23 protein-coding genes are annotated in these 23024 nt (G+C 71.3%); 13 read left to right on the plus strand and 10 right to left on the minus strand.

Annotation, left to right across the window (positions count from 1 at the left end):
- The first annotated feature begins 264 nt into the window (after positions 1 to 264).
- Positions 265 to 1062 (plus strand): CAP domain-containing protein, encoded by a 798-nt coding sequence (locus AC07DC_RS21825; RefSeq protein WP_478916080.1) that lies wholly within the window; start codon positions 265 to 267, stop codon positions 1060 to 1062.
- A gap of 186 nt (positions 1063 to 1248) precedes the next feature.
- Here AC07DC_RS21825 and AC07DC_RS21830 read toward each other — a convergent pair whose 3' ends face one another.
- From AC07DC_RS21830 to clpX, 5 genes are all read right to left on the minus strand, one after another.
- Entirely contained in the window at positions 1249 to 1428 is a 180-nt protein-coding gene (locus AC07DC_RS21830) for a hypothetical protein (protein ID WP_478916081.1), read from the minus strand.
- Between the two features lie 37 nt (positions 1429 to 1465).
- Entirely contained in the window at positions 1466 to 3388 is a 1923-nt protein-coding gene (locus AC07DC_RS21835) for a sensor histidine kinase (protein ID WP_478916082.1), read from the minus strand.
- Positions 3378 to 4076, minus strand: coding sequence for a response regulator transcription factor (locus AC07DC_RS21840; protein ID WP_478916083.1), 699 nt, complete (start codon positions 4074 to 4076; stop codon positions 3378 to 3380). Before AC07DC_RS21840 ends, AC07DC_RS21835 begins: the two co-directional genes overlap by 11 nt.
- A 117-nt stretch (positions 4077 to 4193) precedes the next feature.
- Positions 4194 to 4928 (minus strand): class I SAM-dependent methyltransferase, encoded by a 735-nt coding sequence (locus AC07DC_RS21845; protein ID WP_478916084.1) that lies wholly within the window; start codon positions 4926 to 4928, stop codon positions 4194 to 4196.
- Positions 4929 to 4978: 50 nt separating this feature from the next.
- The gene (gene clpX / locus AC07DC_RS21850) at positions 4979 to 6283 is read right to left on the minus strand and encodes an ATP-dependent Clp protease ATP-binding subunit ClpX (protein WP_478916085.1); all 1305 of its coding nucleotides are present in this window, start codon (positions 6281 to 6283) and stop codon (positions 4979 to 4981) included.
- Positions 6284 to 6457: 174 nt separating this feature from the next.
- On the opposite strand from clpX, the gene AC07DC_RS21855 reads away from it, so the two are divergent.
- Positions 6458 to 7546, plus strand: a complete 1089-nt coding sequence (locus tag AC07DC_RS21855) for a TetR/AcrR family transcriptional regulator (protein WP_478916086.1) — start codon at positions 6458 to 6460, stop codon at positions 7544 to 7546.
- A gap of 113 nt (positions 7547 to 7659) precedes the next feature.
- Positions 7660 to 8166, plus strand: a complete 507-nt coding sequence (locus AC07DC_RS21860; RefSeq protein ID WP_478916087.1) for a DinB family protein — start codon at positions 7660 to 7662, stop codon at positions 8164 to 8166.
- Between the two features lie 37 nt (positions 8167 to 8203).
- On the opposite strand, the gene AC07DC_RS21865 is transcribed toward AC07DC_RS21860, so the two are convergent.
- Positions 8204 to 8635 (minus strand): phosphatase domain-containing protein, encoded by a 432-nt coding sequence (locus tag AC07DC_RS21865; protein ID WP_478916088.1) that lies wholly within the window; start codon positions 8633 to 8635, stop codon positions 8204 to 8206.
- A 125-nt stretch (positions 8636 to 8760) separates the two neighbouring features.
- On the opposite strand from AC07DC_RS21865, the gene AC07DC_RS21870 reads away from it, so the two are divergent.
- Positions 8761 to 9318 (plus strand): dihydrofolate reductase family protein, encoded by a 558-nt coding sequence (locus tag AC07DC_RS21870; protein WP_478916089.1) that lies wholly within the window; start codon positions 8761 to 8763, stop codon positions 9316 to 9318.
- Between the two features lie 69 nt (positions 9319 to 9387).
- Here the strand turns inward: AC07DC_RS21870 and AC07DC_RS21875 are convergent, their stop codons facing one another.
- Positions 9388 to 10950 (minus strand): MFS transporter, encoded by a 1563-nt coding sequence (locus tag AC07DC_RS21875; RefSeq protein ID WP_478916090.1) that lies wholly within the window; start codon positions 10948 to 10950, stop codon positions 9388 to 9390.
- Between the two features lie 108 nt (positions 10951 to 11058).
- On the opposite strand from AC07DC_RS21875, the gene AC07DC_RS21880 reads away from it, so the two are divergent.
- Positions 11059 to 11751: a TetR/AcrR family transcriptional regulator gene (locus AC07DC_RS21880; protein ID WP_478916091.1), complete on the plus strand. Its 693-nt coding sequence runs from the start codon at positions 11059 to 11061 to the stop codon at positions 11749 to 11751.
- Positions 11752 to 11915: 164 nt separating this feature from the next.
- On the plus strand, positions 11916 to 13445 hold the full coding sequence (locus AC07DC_RS21885; protein WP_478916092.1) for a leucyl aminopeptidase family protein: 1530 nt from the start codon (positions 11916 to 11918) through the stop codon (positions 13443 to 13445).
- Positions 13446 to 13472: 27 nt separating this feature from the next.
- Here AC07DC_RS21885 and glsA read toward each other — a convergent pair whose 3' ends face one another.
- A complete protein-coding gene (glsA, locus tag AC07DC_RS21890) occupies positions 13473 to 14852 on the minus strand; it encodes a glutaminase A (RefSeq protein WP_478916093.1) in 1380 nt (459 codons plus the stop codon).
- Positions 14853 to 15133: 281 nt separating this feature from the next.
- On the opposite strand from glsA, the gene AC07DC_RS21895 reads away from it, so the two are divergent.
- The 6 genes from AC07DC_RS21895 to AC07DC_RS21920 all read left to right on the plus strand — a co-directional run bounded on the left by AC07DC_RS21895 (position 15134) and on the right by AC07DC_RS21920 (position 21022).
- Complete coding sequence (locus tag AC07DC_RS21895; RefSeq protein ID WP_478916094.1) at positions 15134 to 15892, plus strand: GNAT family N-acetyltransferase; 759 nt, start codon at positions 15134 to 15136, stop codon at positions 15890 to 15892.
- 9 nt (positions 15893 to 15901) lie between these two features.
- Entirely contained in the window at positions 15902 to 16822 is a 921-nt protein-coding gene (locus tag AC07DC_RS21900; protein ID WP_478916095.1) for an NADP-dependent oxidoreductase, read from the plus strand.
- 109 nt (positions 16823 to 16931) lie between these two features.
- Entirely contained in the window at positions 16932 to 17054 is a 123-nt protein-coding gene (locus tag AC07DC_RS21905; RefSeq protein ID WP_478916096.1) for a putative leader peptide, read from the plus strand.
- Between the two features lie 75 nt (positions 17055 to 17129).
- The gene (locus AC07DC_RS21910; RefSeq protein WP_478916097.1) at positions 17130 to 18377 is read left to right on the plus strand and encodes an LLM class flavin-dependent oxidoreductase; all 1248 of its coding nucleotides are present in this window, start codon (positions 17130 to 17132) and stop codon (positions 18375 to 18377) included.
- A gap of 21 nt (positions 18378 to 18398) precedes the next feature.
- On the plus strand, positions 18399 to 19793 hold the full coding sequence (locus AC07DC_RS21915) for an NtaA/DmoA family FMN-dependent monooxygenase (protein ID WP_478916098.1): 1395 nt from the start codon (positions 18399 to 18401) through the stop codon (positions 19791 to 19793).
- 101 nt (positions 19794 to 19894) lie between these two features.
- Positions 19895 to 21022 carry an MsnO8 family LLM class oxidoreductase gene (locus tag AC07DC_RS21920; RefSeq protein ID WP_478916410.1) on the plus strand — a complete coding sequence of 376 codons (1128 nt, stop codon included), beginning with the start codon at positions 19895 to 19897 and terminating at the stop codon, positions 21020 to 21022.
- On the opposite strand, the gene AC07DC_RS21925 is transcribed toward AC07DC_RS21920, so the two are convergent.
- Positions 21019 to 21387 carry an STAS domain-containing protein gene (locus AC07DC_RS21925; RefSeq protein WP_478916099.1) on the minus strand — a complete coding sequence of 123 codons (369 nt, stop codon included), beginning with the start codon at positions 21385 to 21387 and terminating at the stop codon, positions 21019 to 21021. The genes AC07DC_RS21920 and AC07DC_RS21925 overlap by 4 nt on opposite strands.
- Before the next feature lie 325 nt (positions 21388 to 21712).
- Here AC07DC_RS21925 and AC07DC_RS21930 point away from each other — a divergent pair, with 325 nt between their 5' ends.
- Positions 21713 to 21934, plus strand: a complete 222-nt coding sequence (locus AC07DC_RS21930; RefSeq protein WP_478916100.1) for a hypothetical protein — start codon at positions 21713 to 21715, stop codon at positions 21932 to 21934.
- 135 nt (positions 21935 to 22069) lie between these two features.
- On the opposite strand, the gene AC07DC_RS21935 is transcribed toward AC07DC_RS21930, so the two are convergent.
- Entirely contained in the window at positions 22070 to 23011 is a 942-nt protein-coding gene (locus AC07DC_RS21935) for a sigma-70 family RNA polymerase sigma factor (RefSeq protein WP_478916101.1), read from the minus strand.
- Positions 23012 to 23024: the final 13 nt, after the last annotated feature.

Raw genomic sequence — 23024 nt, forward strand, 5'->3', positions numbered from 1 at the left:
GGCGGTTGACCACGGACGGTTGACCGTGGCCGTTCCGGCGCCCCGGAACGGCCCGGAACCGAGCGGAACCTGTGCGCAACCTTAGGAGAACCTAAGGTTCCCGTCGCGGAGTGTGAGACGGACCGGAAAGCGCCTAGGTTCGAACTCGCCCGGTCACCGATGCAGCAACCCCCCTCCGACCGGGGCTGACACATTCCCGGCGGGGCGCATCCCCCCTGTGCGCCGCGCCGGCCCCCACCTCCGATCCCCCGAGGTTTTCCACTCATGAGCTCGCACCGCCGCGCCGATCTGCCCAGCGCCCACTCGCCGCAGCACCGCGCACAGCGTCGACCCCGTCTGCGTAAAGCCGTACTGGGGGCAGCCGTCATCGCCGCACTAGGCGGCGGGACCGCCTTCGCCTGCATAGGCGGCGGCTCCGGCCACACCTCAGGACAGCCCACCGCTGCGACCCCCACCGCAGCGGTGGGCACCCACACGACGGGGCCCGGCACCCGGCCCACCTCACCCGTGACGCACCCCGCCCGCCCGACGGCGAAGCCCACCCCCACTCCGCCGCGTCACACCACCCCGCCCCGGCCGGCGCCGACCACGGCGAAGCCCGCTCCCACCACCTCCGCCCCGACGAGGCCGCCGGCCTCCGGCGACGCGGTCCAGCAGGTGCTGGCCCGCGTCAACCAGGCCAGGGCCGCCCAGGGGCTACCCGCGTACACCCTCCTCGAAGGGCTGAACCGCAGCGCAGCCGCCCACAACAAGGTGATGTCCTCCGGCTGCGGACTGTCCCACCAGTGCCCCGGTGAGCCCGCGTTCGGTGACCGCGAGCGGGCCCAGGGCGTGCAGTGGATGTCGGCGGGAGAGAACATCGGCGAGGGCGGACCGGTCGCCGACACCGAGCAGGCCATCGCCAAGATGGCGCTGGGACTCACCCAGAGCATGCTCGACGAGCGACCGCCCAATGACGGCCACCGCCGGAACATGCTGAGCTCCTCCTTCACCCACATCGGTATCGCCGTCTTCCGGGACAGTTCCGGAACGGTCTGGCTCACCCAGGACTTCTCCAACTGAGTTCGCGAAGCTCGCCGCAGCGGAGAAGACGACGCCACAGCGGGTATGCGCCGCCGCGCGCACGCCTCCCCGTCGCGGCGGAACCGCACAGCGACCGTCGCCCTGGCGGCGGTCGCTGTCGCGGCTGTTGGCCGCGATCCGGACGCGGGTCCAGTAGTGGATCCAGCAGCGGATCCTGACAGTTTCCTAAAATGTGTCGGCGAAGCTGACCGGCATGATGAGCGCGCTGAAGCGATCGATGTCCTCCCGGCCGCAGATGTGGCAGTCCGCCGTGCCGGCCGCGATCACCTTCGCGATGCTGACCGTGGTGACCGGCTGCGCCGTTCCGGCGGCGGACGGCGTCAGGAAGTCACGGGTGGTCCTCACGCCCGATGTATCCGACGTATCCGATGTGTCCGGAACTTCAGTGACCGCTGTCGCCGCGACCCGAGCGGCCGCGCCCGAAGCGGGGTCGTGGCACGGCGCAGTCGCCAGATATCCGTCCCGCTGACGCCGGACCGTCGGCCGCCGCGACCACCGGGGTGCCGGCGACGGGGTTCGGTGGCAGTCGCAGGGTGAACACCGTGGACTCGCCGGGGACGCTGCGCGCGGTCACGGTGCCGCCGTGGGCCTGGGCGAGTTGGCGGACGATGGCCAGCCCCAGTCCGCTGCCGCCGGTGCGCCGGCTGCGGGACTTCTCCACCCGCCAGAAGCGGTCGAAGATGTTGGCCAGGTCCTCGGGCGCGATACCGGAACCGGTGTCGGTGACGTCGATCGTGACCATCTCGTCCCTCCGGTACGCGTGCAGCGTGACACTGCCGCCGGGCGGGGTGTGCCGCAACGCATTCGAGACCAGGTTGCCGATGGCCTGACGCAGCCGGACGGGGTCGGCGCTCAGTTGCGGATCCCCCTCCACCGAGCCGGCGATGCTCACCTCGGCGACCTGGGCGTGGGCGAGGTTCGCGTCGACGACCTGGTCCAGGAGATCGCCCAGCCGCACCGGCTCGGGGTGCAGCCGCAGGGTGCCGGCATCGGCGGAGGCGAGGTCCTGCAGATCGTCGATGATGTGCTGCAGGAGCAGCGCTTCGTCGTGGAGCGACGACAGCAGCCGCTGGTCCGGCACGACGATGCCGTCCTTGGCTATCTCCAGCCAACCGCGGATGTTGGTCAGCGGGGTCCGCAGTTCATGGGCGATGTCACTGACCATGGCCTTGCGTTGCGTCTCGGTGCGTTCGCGGCGTTCGGACAGGTCGTTGAAGGCCGCGGCGAGGAAGCCGGTCTCGTCGCTGGTGGTGACCGGGACGCGGGTGTGCCGTTCGGTGGGCTCCTGCGCGGCCTTGGTCAGCGCACGCAGCGGCCGGACCAGCCGGGTGGCGATCAGGGCCGTCACGGTGACGGTGAGGAGCAGGACGAGTCCGGTGACGCCCGCGATGCGGGTGGTGTTGGCCCGGGACAGATCGAACCGCGGCCGGCTGGCGCCGGTGTCGCTGACGAACAGCTGCGCGGCCGGGGCGACGAAGGTACGCAGTTGCTCGCGGCGGCTGGCGTCGATGCAGTCCTGCAGCACCTGGTAGTCCGACGGGTCCTTGAACCCCTTGCCCCAGGTGAAGTCGGACGACAGCGTCACGTATCCCGCGACGGAGGACCCCTGACGGCTCAGACAGGCGTTCACGAGGGTGTCGAGGCCGGTCAGGGCGTGCTGTTCGGTGGCGGTGGGCTCGCTCAGCTCCGTCAGACCGCAGTCGTCGAGCCCGTAGGCGTCGCGGGTCGTCAGTCCCTCGCGTGAGACCTGCACGGTGGGCCGCCCGCTGGGGGTGTCGGCGACCTTCCCCGCCCATCCTTCGTCGCGCAGGCACGTCAGCACCTTGTCGGCGACCTGCGCCAGGAACGCTTGCTCGGCGGCGGGAAGCCGGTACGGGCCGACGGCGCGCGGATCGATCCGGGACACGGTCGGCGTTCCGCTCTGTCCCTGGAGCGGGGTGTCGGTCCGCAGGGCGTCGATGACGGCGAAGGCCCGCGGCGGCAGTTGGGGGCCCTTCGGCGCGGAATCGGCGAGCACATGGCGGTTCTGGTCGGTGAGCGCGACGCGGCGGCCGGTCGCGCGGGCCAGCCGTTCGATCGTCTGCTGGACGCCGCCCCAGCTCTTGTGCCCGGCGGCGTAGCCGGTCAGGGTGTCGTGGATCATCGCGTCGTCGGACAGTATCTGGCCCTGTTCCTGCTGGATGGCCCGGGTGGTGGTCTGCACGGCGAGCCATGCGGTGGCGACGATCGAGCAGACCGCGATCAGCATCGAGGTGACCAGCAGCCGGGCCAGCAGGCTCTTGCGCAGCGGAACGTTACGGGCCACGGCGGCCTCCGGTGAGTTTGTATCCGACGCCGAACACCGTCACCAGGCGCACCGGCTTGCGCGGATCGATCTCGATCTTCTTGCGCAGGTTGAGGATGTGGACGTCGATGGCGCGCTCGGAGATGGCCCGCTCGTACCCCCGGACGCACTCCAGCAGTTGGCCGCGGGTGAAGACCCGGTCCGGTTCCGCCGCCAGCGCCAGCAGGATCTCGAACTCCCCCGGGGTGCAGATCACCGGCTCCCCCGCGCAGCTCACCGCACGCCGCGCGGGGTCGACGGCCAGGGTGTCGACCCACAGGACCCCGTCGGCCGCCACCGGTGTCCGCTGGACGCGTCGCAGCAGGGCGTGGATGCGGGCCATCAACTCCCGCGGGCTGTAGGGCTTGGTCATGTAGTCGTCCGCGCCCAGTGCCAGGCCGAGCAGCAGATCGTCCTCGTGCGAGCGCGCGGTGAGCATCAGCACCGGCAGATCGCTTCCGGGCCGCAGGATCCTGCACACGCCCAGGCCGTCGATCTCCGGCAGCATCACATCCAGGACCAGCAGGTCGGGCCGGCTCCGCCGCACCTCGTCGACGGCGGACCTGCCGTCATGGACGACGGTGGCGGTGTGGCCGTGCGCTTCCACGCACCGGCGTACCAGCTCCGCCTGCATTTCGTCGTCTTCCGCGACCAGAATATGTGCGCACACCCCTGGGATGCTAAGCGCACTGGTGTTCCCCGATGCCGCAGTGAGAGGTATCCCGCATCCTGACACTTTCCTCATATCCCGCTGCGAGAATTCGCCGTCCGGAAACGAGGCAGGCGGTCAGGTACGCCGGGCCACCACCAGGCGGCAGTTGGGGCTGCCGTCGGGGCGGCGGCCGAATTCCTCCAGCGGCAGCAGTTCCACGGTGAAGCCCGCCCGGACCAGATCGTCCCGCACTCCCCGCAGCGGGAAGGTCCGGTAGTACATGACGAACGGCGGACGCCACAGCGCGTTGCGTACGCGCATGACCGCGTCGAAGCCGCACAGCGCCCAGTACAGCGGGGAGCTGACGGGCAGCGGCGCGCCGAGCGGGAACGCGAACACGCCGCCGGGCCGCATCGCGCGGTGGACCTCGGCGAACAGACCCGGCCGCTCCGCCGGCAGGAAGTGTCCGAACGCCCCAAAACTGACAGTCAGATCGAACGCCGCGGTGAACGGCAGCGCGCGCACGTCCGCCCGTACCCAGTCGACCGCGGGCTTTCCCTCCGCCGCTACAGCCTCGACGGCGTCGCCTGCGGCAGCCAGCATCCCGGCACTGAAGTCGACCCCGGTGACCCGCTCCTCGCACAGGTCCCGCAGCACCCCGACCCCGGCGCCCGTACCGCAGCACACATCGAGCCCCGACCCGAACGGCCCGAGCGGGAGCAGCGCGACGGTCACCGCGTCCAGGAAGCGGTCGGGAGTGCGGAAGGGGGTGTGGTCGAACTTCGGCGCCAGCAGGTCGTAGCCGCGCTCGATCGACGAGAGCGCCTGCACGGTCAGTTCGCGGAACGTGGGTCCTTCGGAGGTGAACACCGCCCCCAGCGTAGTCAGCCGACCCCGCCCGGGTCCTGACCGCGGGGGGCTCAGGCGGTCCGTTCGCCGGGTTCCGGCGCGGGGCCGGGGCGGTCGCGCGGGATCAGCGTCGGGTTGACGTTGTCGAGCACCGTGTCGCGGTCGACGACGACGCGGGCCACGTCATTGCGGCTCGGTACCTCGTACATCACGTTGAGCAGCACCTCTTCGAGGATCGTGCGGGCCGCTCGGGCGCCGGTGCGGCGCAGCAGGGCCTGCTGCGCGATGGCGGAGACGGCGTCCTCGGTGAACTCGAGCCCGACGCCGTCGAGCTCGAAGAGCTTCTGGTACTGCTTGATGAGCGCGTTGCGGGGCTCGGTGAGGATCCGCGTCAGCGCCGCGCGGTCCAGCGGCTGGACGGTCGTCACCATGGGGAGCCGGCCGACGATCTCCGGGATGAGCCCGAACTGCACCAGGTCCGCGGGCATGACCTCGGCGAAGGCGTCCTCGTCCCGCTTCCGCCGCTCCTCCGTGGTGCGGACCTCGGCGCCGAAGCCGATGCCCGCGCGGCTGGCGCGCTGTTCGATGATCCGCTCCAGGCCGGCGAACGCACCGCCGACGATGAACAGCACATTGCTCGTGTCGATCTGGAGGAACTCCTGACGCGGTTGCTTGCGTCCGCCCTGCGGCGGCACGCTCGCGATCGTGCCCTCCAGGAGCTTCAGCAGCGCCTGCTGGACACCCTCGCCGGAGACGTCACGGGTGATCGACGGACCGGCGCTCTTACGGGCGATCTTGTCGATCTCATCGATGTAGATGATGCCGCGCTCGGCCTTCCGGATGTCGTGGTCGGCGGCCTGAATCAGCTTGAGCAGGATGTTCTCGACGTCCTCCCCGACGTATCCGGCCTCGGTGAGGGCGGTGGCGTCCGCGATCGCGAACGGGACGTCGAGCATCCGGGCGAGCGTCTGGACCAGGTACGTCTTGCCGCAGCCGGTCGGGCCTATCAGCAGGATGTTGGACTTGCCGAGCTCGACGGGCTCGTCCTTCGCGCCGCGCAGCCCGTGCCCGCCGGTCTGCGGACGGACCCGCTTGTAGTGGTTGTAGACCGCTACCGACAGCGCCTTCTTGGCGCTCTCCTGCCCGATGACGTACCCGTCGAGAAAGGCGTGGATCTCGCGCGGTGTCGGCAGTTCGTGCGATCCGCCCTCGAGGGGCCCGCCGGCCTCCTCCACGATCAGCTCGTTGCAGAGTCCGACGCACTCGTCACAGATGCAGATGTCGGCGGGTCCCGCGATGAGTTTGTCGACCTGCTTCTGGCTCTTCCCGCAGAACGTACATTTCAGCAGGTCACCGCCGTCACCGATGCGTGCCACGCGGAAATGTCTCCTCAAACGGTTGTGCCGGTCGAAATGGCCCTGGAGGCAAGGACTCGGGAGTCGGGACGGCCACTCGAATGCTGCGACCATATGACGTCACCATTTGAATGGTCAAGGTATCTTGAGCCGCGACGGACGCAACGCGAAAGCGCGAAGGCAAGAGTGAGGGCGATGGGCCGGCTCAGCAGGGTGGAGCTGCAGGAGCGCAACCGTGCCAAGGTACTGACCGCGGCCAGGGACGAGTTCGCCGAGCACGGTTTCCGGGACGCGAAGGTGGACCGCATCGCCGGACGCGCCGGTCTGACCCGTGGCGCCGTCTACTCCAACTTCCCCAGCAAGCGCGCGCTGTACTTCGCGGTCCTGGCCGGTCTCGCCGAGCGCGCACCCGAACCGCCGCACCCCGATCCCGGCCGCACCGCCCCCGAGGCGCTCGGCGCGCTCGCCCGCGCCTGGGTCGCCCGGCTCCCGCTCGCGGACACCGACGAGCAGCACGGTTCGGCGCGGCTCGGTATGTACGTGATGCCGGAGATCCTCGCCGAGGAGCGGATCCGGCGGCCGTTCGCACAGCTGATGAAGTTGGACGCGCTGCTCCTCGGGCTGGCGCTGGAGGGCCTGCGGCCCCCCGGAGCACCGCCCGGCAGCCTGGTGCGCGTCGCGGAGGCCGTACTGACGACCCTGCACGGCGCCGCCCAGATGGCCGCAGCCGCGCCCGGCTTCGTCGAACCGTTCAACGTCGTCGGCGCCTGCACCCGATTGGCGGGCCTCGAACTCAACGGCTGGTGGCCGCCTCCCCATGTGATCACGCAGGCGTGGCCGACCGACGAGCCGTGGTCCCCGCCGCCCACGGTGGACGCGGTGCACGGCGGACCCGCGCGGCTCTCGGACGACGGCGTGGTGGCCGTGCTCGGGCTGCACCGGCTGGAGGCGGTGGAGGAGGCGGTACGGGCCGCGCCGCCCGGGGCGACGGTGACCGCGGTCCTGGTCACCGGGGACCCGGACGAGCTGGCACCACTGGCGCGGCTGGCGGTCGCCGACCTCTGCGGCTGCCTGCGGCAGGCTTTCCCGCCGTCGGCGTGGCCGCGCCTCCAGGTGGTCTTCGACGAGTCGGGCGCCCTCGCCGCCGCGGCCGGCGTGCCCGCCGTGAGCGACGGAACCGAGGTCGCCGTTCGCATCCGCGCGAACCGGATCACGGCCCGCGCCGACGGCCGCGGCGCCTGCCACGCGACGGCGTCGGCCTCCGATCCTCAACCCATCGGTTGAAACTGCGACTTCGGTGTCGCCTGCACCGACGCGCAGATCGCCGGCGGCCACGCGCGGTACAACATGTTCATTCCCGCAAGCTGACTCGCCCATCGACCGACGAGGACCCGGCAATGACCACTGAACGTATCGGCCCGCCCGTGATCGCGGATGAGCGCGAGATGCTGCGCGCGTTCCTCGACTACCACCGCGCCACGCTCGCCATGAAGTGTGACGGCCTGTCGGACGAGGAGCTGCGCCGTCAGTCGATGCCGCCGTCCACGCTCTCCCTGCTCGGTCTGGTGCGGCACATGGCCGAGGTGGAGCGCGCGTGGTTCCGCCGGATCGTCAACGGGGAGGACATCCCGCTCGTCTGGTCGGACGAGCGGGACTTCCAGGTCGCTTACGACGCGAGTTCCGCCACGCGCGCGGAAGCGTTCGACGCCTGGCAGGCGGAAGTCGAGCACTCGCGCCGGATCGAGCGGGAGGCGCTCTCGCTGGACGTGACCGTGTACGAGCCCAGGGGGGACGAGCAGGTGTCGCTCCGGCTGGTGATGATGCATCTGATGCACGAGTACGCCCGGCACAACGGCCACGCCGACCTGCTGCGGGAGGGAGTCGACGGGACCGTCGGGGCCTGAGAGGCGCGCGGCGGACCGGACTGAGGACGCCCTTGCGTCAGGGCGCGAAGCGGCGCACATACCGCCGTTGCCAGGGTGTCTCCACCGCATGGGCGTCGTAGTGCCGGCGTACGAACGCCACCGCCTCGCCGGACGGGACTCCGTCGAGGACGGCGAGACACGCCAGAGCGGTGCCGGTACGTCCGCGGCCGCCACCGCAGGCGAGTTCGACGCGTTCGCTGCCGGCCCGGGTCAGCGCCTCGGAGAGCACGGAGCGGACCTGTGCGTCGTCGCTCGGCAGCCGGAAGTCCGGCCAGCGCAGCCAGCGCGCTTCCCACGGCACTTCGGGGGGCCGCTTCCCGAGCAGATGGACCGCGAAGTCGGGTACCGGTCCCGCCGGCAGCGGCCGGCGCAGCGCACGACCTCGGACCAGGCGCCCGGAGGGCAGCTGGAGCACGCCGGCGTCGGTGGCACTCCAGGTGTTCGTCACCCGCTCACCGTAACCGTCCCGCGCGGGGCGTCGAAGTGTTCCCTATGGTGGCGATGAGTTCGGATCTTCGCCGGCGTCTACCCATGACAGGGACCGCACGGAGCGACAACGAAGGAAGTGCCACCATGCGAAAGATCGTCAACGCCACGTACATGACCCTCGACGGCGACATGTCGAACATGCAGGACTGGCACTTCGACTACTTCGGCGAGGAAGCGGTCAAGGCCGCCCGCGCCCAGCTCTTCGGCAGCGACGCGCTGATCATGGGTCGCAAGACCTATGACGGCTTCGCCCCGGCGTGGTCCTCGCGGGCGGGAGCGGACGAGTTCGCCGACCGTATGAACAGCATCCAGAAGCACGTCGTCTCCACCACGCTGAAGGACCCCGGCTGGGAGAAGACGAGCGTGATCAGTCACGACGTGGTCGCCGAGGTGCGCAGGCTCAAGGAGCAGCCCGGCGGGAACATCCTGCAGTACGGCTTCGGCTCCGTGACGCGGCTGCTGCTGGAGAACGGGCTGTTGGACGAGTTCCGGGTCTGGCTCCACCCCGTCCTGTCCGGCAAGGCCACCTCCGACCAACTGCTGTACCGCGACGCGCTGCAGACCAGGTTCACCCTGAACAGCACCGAGGTGCACAGCACCGGCATGATCATCCTCAGTTACCTTCCGGTCCGCCCGGCGTAGTGCCCCGCGCGGGCGTAGTGCCCCCGCGCGGGCGGAGGCACTACGGGCGTCATCGGTGCCGGCCGTTGTTCACGCCCCCAGAGCGGCTTCGGACCGCTCCTGCACCGGACCGGGCACCGAGGAAACCGGCGCCGGCCGGGCGCGGAGCAGGAGGAGGACGGCCACCGCGGTGACGGCCATGACCGCCGCTCCGCAACGGACCGCGAGATGCAGGGCGTCCACGAAGGACGCGTCCATCGTGCGGTGCAGTGCCGCGGGCAGACCCGAACTGTGGACGAGCCCGCCCGCTCCGTCGCCCGTGACCGAGTCGACGATGTCGCTGCGCTGCTGCGGCGGGGTGCCCGCGGAGTCCAGACGCCGGGTCAGATCCGAGGCCAGCCGGCTGGTCAGCACCGCGCCCAGGACGGCCACGCCGACGACGCCGCCGAGTTCGCGGACGGTGTTGAGCGCCGCGGAGGCCATGCCCGCGGCGGACGGTGGGACGCGGCGCAGTACCGCGATGGAGGCGGGGGCGAAGCTCAGGCCCATACCGAAGCCCATCAGCGGCAGCACCCACAGGTACTGCGGGTACCGGGCGTCGGATCCGTACAGGGACAGCCCGGCGAGCGCCACGGCGCACAAGGACAGACCGGCGACCAGGGGTGGCCTGACCCCGTACCTCATGGCGAGCCTGCCGGACAGCGGCGACGCGACCATGATCATGGCGGTGCACGGCAGCGCCGCCACCCCCGAGCCGGTGGGCGCCCAGCCCAGCACGTTCTGCATGTACAGCGGCAGGAAGAACATGACGCCGAACATTCCGAAGCTGACCATGAACGCTGCCAGCCCCGCCCCGGCCAGGACCCGGTCCGCGAAGAACCGCAGATCCATCATGGGGTTGGCGGTCCGCAGTTCCACGACGGCGAACAGCAGCAGCGCCACCGCCGCACATATGGCCGCGCCCAGCGTGACCGGATCCGTCCAGCCGCGGCTGGGGCCCTCCACGAGGGCGTAGACGAGTCCGCCCAGTCCGATGGCCCCGAGCAGTTGTCCCGGCAGGTCGAGCCGGGTGGTGCGGGTGAAGTACTCGGGCAGTACCTGCCGGCCCAGGAGCAGTGCGGCCCCGCCGATCGGGACGTTGATCCAGAAGACGCTCGCCCATCCGAAGGCGTCGACCATCGGGCCGCCGATGACGGGTCCCAGGGCGAGACCGATGGCGGAGATGCCGGACCACAGTCCGATGGCGCGGGCGCGTTCCCGCTCGTCCTCGAAGGTGTGCCGCAGGATCGACAGGCTGCCCGGGGAGAGCAGGGCCGCGCCCAGCCCCTGCGTCATGCGTGCGGTGATGAGCACTCCGGTGGTGCCGGACAGTGCGGCGAATGCCGAGCCGGCGGTGAACAGGGCGAGGCCCGTGAGGTAGATCCGCCGCCGCCCGTAGCGGTCGCCGAGGGTGCCGCCGGTGAGCAGCAGGGCGGCGAAGACGAGGCTGTAGCCCTCCACGACCCATTGCAGGCCGCTCACCCCGGCATGGAGTTCCTGCCCGATGCGGGGCAGGGCGGTGTTCACCACGACGTTGTCCAGCATGGCCATGAACATCGTGGCGCACAGGGTGGCGAGCACCAGGTACTTGCGTCGGGAGCTGAGCTCCGCCATGAGGTCCCCTAACAGTGTTAGTCATTCTCTAACGCCGTTAGATTGCCTCTAACGGTGTTAGATGGCAAGTGGATATCCGCGGCATCACCGGACACGAGGAGGCGACCGATGAGGACGGACCGCGCGAAGACGGCCGGCCAGCAGCCGCCGCTGACCCAGGACGCGCTGGTGGGGGCGGCCCTGCTGGTACTGGAAAGGGACGGCCTCGACGCCCTGTCGATGCGCAAGGTGGCAGCCGAACTCGGGGTGCAGGCACCGTCGCTCTACTGGCACGTCCGCAACAAGGAGCAGCTGCTGGACCTGCTGGCCGACGCGCTGGTGGCCGACGCCGAGCCCCCGCCTCGGGAGGGCGACTGGCGCGAGCAACTGCGCGCGTACTGCCACCTGCACCGCCGGCACCTTCTCGGCAAGCGCGACGCCGCCCGGGTCGTCGCCGGGCGCTTCAACGTCGGCCCGAGCCTCCTCGTCATCCTGGAGGACCAGCTGGACCGGCTCCGGGAGGCCGGATTCCCCGCCGCGGAAGCCGCCCTGACCAGCTATCTGCTCGGCAACTACGTGGCGGGCTTCGTGCTCCAGGAGCAGTCCCCCCTCTCGGCCGCCGAGGCCGTCGGGCAGGCCACCCGGACCGAGGTCGTCAACGCCGCCCGCGACCACCTCCGGCAGCTCCCCGCCGACCGGTTCCCCAACCTGGTGGCACTCGCCGCGGACCTGTCGGAACCCGATATGGAGGCCCGTTTCGCCTTCGGGCTGGAACGCATCCTCGACGGGCTGGCCACCTTGCTGGAGCCGGCCACGCGGTGACGAAGGCGGGCGGCGCGGCCCCACAGTTCGGCCGTTCGGCCGTTCGGCTCAACGGGGCGTGTTGCCGCCGCCGAGGCCGCGCGCCCTGTGCGCACAGTGGTATCCGCGCATCAGGACTGCGCGACGGCGCGGCCGAGACCGCAGGCGTGAAAGGCAGACCCGCCATGTCCCTGCGAGCGGACACCTCCGACCCGATCCCCTCCCTGGACCACATGCCCGAGATCCGCGTAGTGGCCGCGCAGGACTCCGGGACCGGGGCCGGCCAGGACGACATCTGGGGAATGCCGGTGGCCGAGGGCGGCGAACTGCCCGCCGATGTGCGACTGAGCCCCGCAGCCGCGGCCGCGGCGGGTTTCACCGGCCGCGTCGGGCAGACGCTGGTGTGCGCGCACGCGCAGGGCACGCCGGTGGTGCTCTACGGCATCGGAGATCCGCAGGCCGCCGACCCGGCCTCGCTGCGTGACGCGGCAGCGGCCTTCGCCCTGGCGGCGGGGCGCTCCGCGCGGCTCACCCTGCTCACCCCCGTCAGCGCCGGCGTTGACAGCCTGGTCGCGGCGCAGGCACTGGTCGAGGGCGCGCTGTTGGCCCGCTACACCTTCGAGCCGCTCAAACGCGACACCGTGACCGTCCCCGTCCGGACCCTGACCCTTGTGGTGCCCGCCCATGACACCGAGTCCGCCGACCGCGGTGCACAGCGCGGCGGACAGTTGGCGAAGGCGACCATGCTCGCCCGGGACCTGGCCAGCGCTCCGCCGAACATGCTCACCGCCACCCGTCTGGCCGACTGCGCGACGCGGATCGGCGCCCTGAGCGACCTGAAGGTCGAGGTCTTCGACCAGGACGCGCTGCGGGAGTTGGGCTGCGGCGGGCTGCTGGGAGTCAACGCGGGCAGCGCCGAACCGGCTCGGATGATCAAGCTGACCTACACGCCGCGGGCGGGTGGCCCCGACCTGCCCCGGCTCGCGCTGGTCGGCAAGGGCATCACATACGACTCGGGCGGCATCAGCCTCAAGCCCAGTGACGCGGTGCACGCCACCATGAAGAACGACATGTCCGGCGCGGGAGCGATCCTGGCGGCCATGTCGGTGCTGACCGCGCTGCACTGTCCCACCCTGGTCACCGGCTATCTGATGTGCACGGACAACCTGCCCTCGGGGACCGCGACCAAGCTCGGCGACGTGCTCACGATTCGCGGCGGCACGACCGTCGAGGTCCTCAACACCGACGCCGAGGGGCGGCTGGTCATGGCGGACGCCCTGGTCCTGGCCACCGAGGACCCCACCGACGCCATCGTCGACATCGCCACCCTCACCGGCGCGAGCCTGCGGGCGCTCGGACCGCAGATCGCCGCGGTGTTCGGCAACGCGCAACCCCTGGTCGACCAGGTGCTGGAAGCGGCCCGGCGCACCGACGAGCCCGCCTGGCAGCTGCCGCTGGCCCGGCGCTACCGCAGCGAACTGGACTCGGACGTCGCCGACATCAAGAACATGGGCGGACCCAACGGCGGGGCGATCCACGCGGCCCTGTTCCTTGAGGAGTTCGTCGCCGGGCGTGCCTGGGCGCACATCGACATCGCCGGCACGGCCCAGAACGACACCGCCGCCACCTGGCGCCCCCGGGGATGCACCGGCTTCGGCGCACGGCTGCTGGCCGAGCTCGCACTCGGCTTCACCCGAGCGCCGGAAGCTCCGTAGCCCGTCCTGCTCGCCCGACCCACCGGCTCAGCTTCCACCGGAGGCCAACAGGGCGTCCTCGGCCCGCGCCAGCGCCTGGTCACCCGTGGCCGACCGCTGCCACCGGCCATCCGCCAGGAACTCCCCGCTGAGCCCGACGTCATGACCGCATTCGGCCAGCAGCACCAACGCCCGCTCCAGCATCGCCGCGGCGATGGCGTCGACCGAGGTCACCCGGTCGAGGTCGAGCACCACCCAGCCGGGCCCGGCCGGGGCGCGCTGCCCCAGCGCGTACAGCACGCGCTCGGCCGCGGTGAAGTCCAGTGCTCCCCGGGCGGCCACGAACGCGATCCGGTCGCCGTGCCGCCGGATCGCCGCGGTGTCGCCCGATGTACGCCGGGTCTCCGACGGCGAGAGTGCCGCGGTGGTGGACGCCATAACGGTGGGCGCCCCGGGTGCGGCGTTGTGCATCAGGTGCAGGCCGAAGCGCTCCGACAACTCGCGCAGCGCCGCCGCACCCCGGACCGGATTGCCGGCCGCGTCCAGCGGAGGGCTGTGCGTCCCGAGCCCGAAACGGCCCGGACTGGCGGCGATCAGCCCGCCGGACACACCGCTCTTGGCGGGCAGCCCCACGCGCAGCATCCACTCCCCCGCCCCGTCGTACATCCCGCAGGTCGCCATCACCGACAGCACCTGGACCGCCACCGGCTCCGGCACCACGGTGACGCCCGTCACGGGGTTGACGCCTCCGTTGGCGAGCGTCGCCGCCATCACCGCGAGGTCCGCCACGTTCGCCTCGACCGCGCACTGGCGGAAGTACGTGTCGACCGCCTCCGCCGGATCACCGCGCAGCGAGCCGGCCCCGCGCATCAGGAACGCCAGCGCGCGGTTGCGGTCACCGGTGGCGGCCTCCGAGCGGTAGACCTCCTCGTCGACGTCCAACCGGCGGCCGGCGAAGCCGCTCAGACAGTCCAGGATCCGTGCGAACCGCTCACGCGGGTTCGCGGCGGGCGCCAGGGCCGTGACCGCGATGGCACCGGCGTTGATCATCGCGTTGGCGGGCCGGCCGGTCGCCGCGTCCAGGCTGATCGCGTTGAACACCTCACCGCTGGGCTCGGACCCCACCCACCTGCTCACCTCGTCCAGCCCGAGCTCGGCCAGGACCAGGGCGTGGACGAAGGGCTTGGTGACCGACTGCAGGGTGAACGCCTCGTCGCACCGGCCCGCCTGGTAGCGATGGCCGTCCAGACTCACCAGTGCCAACCCGAAGCTGTCCCGGTCCGCCAGAGCGAGTTGCGGGATGTAGTCGGCGACCGTGCCCTCGTCCGTCGACCGGTGCCGCGCGTGCAGGACCGCCAGCGCCTCGTTGACGACCGCCTCGGCGACCTCGGCCCCATCCGTTCCCGAAGCCGCGCCCGCGTCAGTCACGGACCCGCGACCTCGCCCGGCCCAGACCCCTCACGGATACCTCCTGCGACGCCGGACGACTAGACGTGCGACCGGTGGGACGGTCAATCCCGATGGTGCGCCGGAAGATCGCTCGCGGCCAGCCGGCTACCGCCACCAGGGCGTCCCGGCCGTACCCCCGATGGGGGTCTCGCCGACGGAATCTATTTGACTCGCTCCGGTCGGCATGCCTAGCTTACGGCCGGAGCAACCTCCGGCGGATGCGAGGCCCGTGCGGGCAGAATGACGATGGTGACCGGGTAATGAACGCAAGTCCCCGGCCCCCGCACAGCTGCGGCCCGCGCCACCCCGCCGGGCAGGACGCGACGGAGCGGCCGCACGTCCTCGACAACCCCGCGTGGGCCGCGCTGACCGGTCCGCACCGGCACCTTGCGGAGATCCGCGGCGCCGCCGCCCGCTATCAACCCGACGTGTCGCCCTTCGTGGCGCTCGCCGACGCCGAGGATCCGCGCGGCTGGAAGGACCTGGCCGAGCTGGTGGGGCCGGGTGCCACCATCGCCGTCACGGGAACCGTGGTCGTCCCCGAGGAGTGGGAGACCGTCGACTCCGGGTACGGAGTGCAGCTCGTCGACTCGACGTTGCACGCATTGTCCGAACCGGAGGCGGTGCGGCTGGGACCCGCCGATGTTCCGGAGATGCTGGATCTCGTGGACCGGACCAAGCCGGGCCCGTTCCTGACCCGCACCATCGAACTCGGCGCCTACTACGGGATCCGCCGGGACGGCCGGCTCGTCGCGATGGCCGGGGAGCGGCTGCGGGTGCCCGGTTGGACGGAGATCAGCGCCGTGTGCACCGACGCGGAGCATCGCGGGCACGGGTTCGCGACGCGCTTGATCCGCCATGTCGCCGCCGGCATCCGCGATCGGGGGGACACACCGTTCCTGCACGCGGCGGAGTCCAACACCGGCGCCGTGCGGCTGTACGAGTCCATCGGCTTCGTGCTGCGCCGCAGAACGCTCTTCACCTTCGTCCGGGTTCCGGACGCCCCGCAGGAGAAGTGAGGGATTCAGATGCCCAAGGCCTACGTGTTCTCCCGGTTCGGCGGTCCCGATACCGAGTCCTTCGCCGACCTGCCGCGGCCGGTTCCCGGCGCTGGCCAACTCCTGGTGGCGGTACGGGCCGCCGGGGTCAATCCGGTCGACTGGAAGCGCAGAACGGGATACGCCCGGGCCAACGCGCCTGCGGTGGAACTGCCCGCGGTGATGGGCGGCGAGGTCTCCGGTGTGGTGGAGCAGGTGGGCGACGGCGTCGAAGGATTCGCGGTGGGTGACGCCGTGTTCGGCAATCCCCTCACCGGCGGGTACGCCGAGTACACGCTGCTGCCGGTGGCGAGCACCGCGCACAAGCCCGCCGAGGTCTCCTGGGCCGACGCGGCGACACTGCCGGTCGCCGTGGCCACCGCTTACGACGGCCTGCAGCAGCTCGACCTCCCGGCCGGCGCGACGCTCCTGGTCAACGGTGTCGGCGGCGGAGTGGGCAGCGCCGCCGCGCAGATCGCGACGCACCGGGGTCTGCGGGTGATCGGCACCGCGAGCGCTGCCAAGAAGGAGTTCGTCGAATCCCTCGGTGTCGTACATGTCGCGTCGGGCCCCGCAGTGGCGGACCGGGTCCGCGCGGCGGCACCCGAAGGCATCGACGCGGTCTTCGACCTGGTCGGCGGCGCGTCCCTGGAGGACGTGGCCGCGCTGCTGACGGACCCTGCGGGACTGATCAGCGGTCCGGACAAGGAGAACGTCGTCAAGCTCGGCGGAGCGACGGTGGTCAGGAAACGGAACACCGAAGTGCTCGACGCTGTCGTGCGGTTGGTCGCCGACGGCGTCCTCGACCCGTTCGTGACGCGGACCCTCCCCTTCGAGCAGGCCGGCCAGGCGCTGCGCGCGGTGGAGGACGGTCACACCCGCGGCAAGGTCGTGATCGAGGTCTCGCGGTAGACGGTGGTGCGGGCGGCCGGCGGGCATTGCGCCGGGCGATACCCGCGGGATAGCGTCGATTTCAGGTGACGAGGCCACCGGCCGTTCGAACCGGAGAGAGGTGATGACGATGCGGACAGCACTCGCTCGTGTCGTCGTCGGCACCCTCGACCCCCGCGGGCCCGTCGTCCATCTGTACGGACGCCAGCACATCGATCTGCAACGGGTCGCCGGCACCCTCTGTTGTCACTGATCCGACTCCCTGCTGACGCACCACGCCCCAGTGGCAGTGCGTCCTCATCCGGTCGATCAGGAAGGCAACCGCGCCATGTCCGCATCCCTGAACCCGTTGCATCTCGCTGTGGCACTCGACGACGCCGGTTGGCACCCCGCCGCCTGGCGCGATCCCGGGGCCCGTCCCCGGGACCTTCTCACCGCCGGCTACTGGGCCGACGCCACCGTCGAGGCCGAGCGGGGGCTGCTGGACTTCGTGACGTTCGAGGACTCCCTCGCGCTCCAGTCCGCCGACCGCACCGGCCCTGACGGCCGCACCGACCAGGTGCGCGGGCGGCTGGACGCGGTCCTCGTCGCGGCCCGGGTCGCTCCGCTGACCACGCACATCGGGCTGGTGCCGACCGCGGTCGCCACCCACACCGAGCCCTTCCATCTCTCGAAGGCCATCGCCACCCTCGACTACGTCAGCACCGGCCGCGCCGGAGTGCGCGTCCGGGTGTCGGCGCGGCCGGACGAGGCAGCGCACTTCGGCCGCCGGTCCTTCCCGCCGCTCTCCGACGGGCAGTTCGACCGGCCGCAGGTGCCGGACCTCGTCACCGAACTGTTCGACGAGGCGGCCGACTACGTCGAGGTGATGCGCCGGCTGTGGGACAGCTGGGAGGACGACGCGGAGATCCGCGATGTGGCCACCGGCCGGTTCATCGACCGGGACAAGCTGCACTACGTCGACTTCCACGGCCGGCACTTCAACGTGAAGGGCCCGTCGATCACCCCGCGTCCGCCGCAGGGTCAGCCCGTCGTGACCGCGCTCGCCCATTCGGCTGTGCCGTACCGGCTGGTGGCCCACGCGACGGACGTCGGCTACGTCACCCCGCACGACGCCGACGAGGCCCGCGCGATCGTCGCCGCGGTCCGCGAAGAGCAGGAGGCCGCGGGAAGGACCGCGGACACCGTGCACGTCTTCGGCGACCTGGCGGTCTTCCTCGACGAGCGGCCCGGCGTGGCGCGGGCGCGCCGGGACCGGCTCGACGCCCTGGCCGGTGCGGTCCGGGCGAGCGACGCCGAGGTGTTCACCGGAACACCGTCGCAACTCGCCGACCTGCTCCTGGAATGGCGGCGGGCCGGACTCACCGGCTTCCGGCTGCGCCCCGCCACCATCAGCCGCGACCTGCCCGCGATCACCCGCGGTCTGGTGCCCGAACTCCAGGCCCGCGGCGCCTTCCGCCGCTCGTACGAGGCCAGGACGCTGCGCGGTCTGCTCGGCCTCCCGCGCCCCGCCAACCGCTACGCCACCGCCGGCATCACCGCCGCCACCGGCACCGCCGGCACCGTCACTGCCTGAGCCGGAGGGATCCGACCGACCATGAGCAAGCCACTCAAGCAGATCCATCTCGCGGCCCACTTCCCCGGCGTCAACAACACCACCGTGTGGAGCGACCCGCAGGCGGGCAGCCACATCGAGTTCGCTTCGTTCGCGCACTTCGCGCGCACCGCCGAGCGGGCCAAGTTCGACTTCCTGTTCCTCGCCGAGGGCCTGCGGCTGCGCGAGCAGGGCGGTGAGATCTACGACCTCGACGTCGTGGGCCGGCCCGACACGTTCACCGTGCTCGCCGCGCTGGCCGCGGTGACCGAGCGGATCGGCCTGACCGGCACGATCAACTCCACCTTCAACGAGCCCTACGAGGTCGCCCGGCAGTTCGCCAGCCTCGACCATCTCTCCGACGGACGCGCGGCCTGGAACGTCGTCACCTCCTGGGACGCCTTCACCGGGGAGAACTTCCGGCGCGGCGGCTTTCTCGCCCAGGACGACCGCTACTCACGTGCCGAGCAGTTCCTGCGCACCTCCTGGGAGCTGTTCGACTCCTGGCAGGACGACGAGATCGTCGCCGACAAGCAGTCCGGCCGGTTCCTCCGCGATCCGCGGGCCGGTGAGTTCCACCACCGCGACCAGCACTTCGACATCGCCGGCCGGTTCAACGTCCCCCGCAGCCCGCAAGGGCGCCCGGTCATCTTCCAGGCGGGAGACTCCGAGGAGGGACGCGAGTTCGCGGCGGCCACCGCCGACGCGATCTTCAGCCGGCACAGCACCCTCGACGCCGGCCGGGCGTTCTACACCGACGTCAAGGACCGCCTCGCCCGCCATCAGCGCACCCGCGACGAGTTGCTGATCCTGCCCGCGGCGACGTTCGTACTCGGTGACACCGACGCCGAGGCCCGCGACCACGCGCCCGAAGTTCGCAGGGCGCAGGTCAGCGGGCAGACCGCGATCAAGTACCTCGAACAGCTGTGGAACCGCGACCTGTCCCACTACGACCCGGACGGGCCGCTGCCCGACGTCGACCCCGACCCGGGCGAGCACACCGTCGCGCGGGGCCGGGCAAGCGTCCGGATGTTCCGGGACCCGCTCGCCACCGCGAAGGAGTGGCGGCAGAAGGCGGAGGCAGGCGGACTGTCGATCCGTGAACTGGTGATCGAGACCACCGGCCGGCAGACGTTCGTCGGCTCCCCGGCCACCGTCGCGGCCACCATCAACCAGTTCGTGCAGGCCGACGCGAGCGACGGTTTCATCCTCGTCCCGCACGTCACCCCGGGCGGACTCGACGAGTTCGCCGACACGGTCGTCCCGCTGCTCCAGGAGCGGGGCGTCTTCCGGCACGACTACGAGGGCACCACGCTCCGCGACCACCTCGGCCTGGACCGGCCACCGGCCAGGAACAGCACGCGGAGCAACGACAGCACGGAGAAGGCGGCGTCGTGACGGAACTCCACTCGGACCGCGCTCGACCGGGCAACTCCCGGGCCCAGGCCCCGTCCCCGGGCCGCGCGGCCACCACCGACGGCGCGACGGCCCCCGTACCGCTGTCCGTCCTCGATCTGGCACCCATCAGCTCCGGTTCCACCGCGTCCCAGGCTCTGCGGAACACCGTCGACCTGGCGCAGCGCGCCGAGGCCGCCGGCTATCACCGCTACTGGCTGGCCGAACACCACCTCACCACCGGTGTCGCCGGAGTCTCCCCTGCCCTGCTGATCCAACTCGTGGCGGCCGCGACCGGGCGGATCCGGGTCGGCGCAGGAGCGGTGCAACTGGGCCACCGCACCCCGCTGTCGGTGGTGGAGGAGTTCGGACTGCTCGACGCACTGCACCCGGGGCGGATCGACCTCGGTCTGGGCCGCTCCGGTTTCCGCAAGCCCGGCGCCGCCGCACAAACCGTGCCGCGGCCGGCCACCGCGCCGCTCCCCGCCGGGCCCCGGTACACCCCCGAGGGGCTGCTGATCCCGGCTCCCTTCGACGTCAGCCGGCTCATCGGCTCCCCGCTGCTCGCCCGCTACACCGAGCTCGTACAGTTCCCCGGCGCCGAACTCCCCGACTACCGCGACCAGGTGGAACAGATCCTGGCTCTGATCCGCGGCGACTTCCGCACCACGGGCGGCCTCGAGGCCCATGCCGTTCCCGGCGAGGGAGCCGACCTGGAGGTGTGGATCCTCGGCAGCAGCGCCGGGGCCAGCGCCCGCGCCGCCGGTGCGCTCGGCCTGCCCTTCGCGGCGAACTACCACGTCAGCCCGGCCGCGGTGCTGGAGGCGGTGGACGCCTATCGGGAGGCGTTCAAGCCCTCGACCGTGCTGGACCGGCCTCATGTACTGGTCTCCGCCGATGTGGTGGTGGCCGAAAACGACGACACCGCGCGCCATCTCGCGACGCCGTACGCCCTGTGGGTGCACAGCATCCGCTCGGGCCGGGGCGCGATCCCGTTCCCCACTCCGGAGGAGGCAGCCGCGCACGTGTGGACCGAGGAGGAACGCGCCCTCGTCGACGACCGGGTGCGGACCCAGTTCACCGGCTCGCCGCAGACCGTCGTCGAAAGGTTGCGGGTCCTGCAACGGGCCACCGGCGCGGACGAGTTGCTTGTCACCACCATCACCCACGACCACCAGGACCGGATCCGCTCCTTCGAGCTACTGGCCCGCGCCTGGTGGGACGGGTCCTAGGGTCCGTCCGCCGGGTCGGGGGCCGGCATGTTCTCCAGCAGGTCGAAGTCCAGGCGGAGTTCGGGGAGCCGGAGGATCCGCAGCGTCGTCGGGTGGGTGCAGAGCACGCGGAGCCGGCCGTCCTGGGCGACCGCCCGGCTGCGTGCGCGCACCAGGGTCGATATGCCGCTGCCGTCGAGGAAATCCACCTCCCGCAGATCGATGAGCAGATCCGGGTGCTGAACGCCTGCGGTCAGCTTGTCCAGGAAGCGAGTGATGTCGGGGGCGGTCAGAAGATCGATCTCGCCGCGAAGTCGCACCACGATGCAGTCTCCGTGGGCGCTGGTGTGATCCGGTGAGAACACGGGCATGGTGGACTCTTCCACGACTGGCTCCCTCGGATACGGGACGATCGCGCAGGGTACCGACTGGGTCCAGGTCGACGCGAGTCACCGTAGGGGCACCCGGCGTGATCCGGACCCGTTTCAGAGAACTCCTGCGGCCCGGACACCGCCAGTGGTATAAGGCGACGGAACCCTTCCGCCCGCCCCCGAACCCCCTCCGGCTCGTCGAGTCGCTGCGCTCCGCCGGGTACCGCGAAGCGGAAGCTTGCGATGAGCGGGACGTCCCGGGAATCACTGAGGCCCCAAGTTCGTTGGCGCGGTAGGAACCATCGGGTTCCCACTGTGCCGAGCCGAGTCCGGGGTCGCCATGAACGCACGCCATGAACGAGCGGGTCATTCCAACGGGCAGGGCCTCGACGGGCAGCGTCCCGGCGATGACCCGGCCGAGGGGCGGGCAGCCCGCTTCGGGCAGCTTCCCGAGCGCATACCGCAGGAGCGGATGGTCGAGGAGAGCCCGTCGGATCCGCCGAACGACCCGCAGTTCGGCCGCAATCCCGACAACGACTGGCTGATCCGCTACTGCGCCTGACGCGTCGCCACGGCCGGCCGGTCAGGCTTTCGACGCGCCGGCCGCCGTGGCGATGTCCTCGACGAAACGTGCGCGATGGCCTCGAACGTGGAGCGTGCGCTCAGCACCGCGGCCCGGTAGGTCGACAGCGGCTGGTCAATGGATGCGGGAGAGCTTGTCCGGATTGGTCACGAAGTAGATGCCGTGCACCTGCGCAGTGTCCGGAACCAGTTCGACGACCAGCACCGCGAAGGGTGATCCGGCGCGGAACAGCACCGCCGAGGGGTCTCCGTTGATCCGTTCGTAGCGGATGTCCAGGCCGCGGCCGCTGCGGCCGGCGCCGATGGACAGCACCCGGGCGACCTTGTCGCGACCGTGGACCGGCCGCAGACCGGCGGCCGTGGCCTTGCCCCCGCCATCGGCCCACAACGTCACGTCGGGCGCCAGCAGTTCGAGCAGCGCCTGGAGGTCTCCGCCGGAGACCGCGGCGGCGAACTGCTCGGTCACCCGCTGCCGCAGCCGCGGGTCGGCCCGGTAGCGGGGACGCCGGGCGTGCACGTGTTCGCGGGCGCGGTGGGCGATCTGGCGCACCGCCGCGGGACTGCGCTCGAGGATGTCCGCGGTCTCGGTGTGGGCGTAGCCGAACAGCTCGTGCAGGACGAACACCGCGCGTTCCAGCGGGGTCAGGGTCTCCAGGACGACCAGCAGCGCCATCGACACCGACTCGGTGCGCTCGGCCACATCGGCGCCGTCACCGGGAGCGGGCGTGTCGGCGAGCGGCGTGATCAGCGGCTCGGGCAACCACGGTCCGATGTACGTCTCGCGCCGCCGGCTGATCACGGCCTGGCGGGCGAGCGCCTTGTTCACCGCGATCCGCACCAGGTAGGGGCGCGGACTGTCGATCGGTTCCGCGCCGGGCGCCGCGACTCTGGACGTCCACGCCAGCCAGGTCTCCTGCAGGACGTCCTCGGTGTCCGCGACGCTGCCGAGCATGTCGTAGACGATGGAGAACAGCAGCTCACGGTGGCCGATGAACACCTCCGTGGCATCGGCCTCCGCCGCTTCGCGGGCGCTGTCGGCGGGCGGGGTGTGGGACATCGCGGGCCTCCTG

The sequence above is a fragment of the Streptomyces sp. NPDC045021 genome (assembly GCF_056432645.1).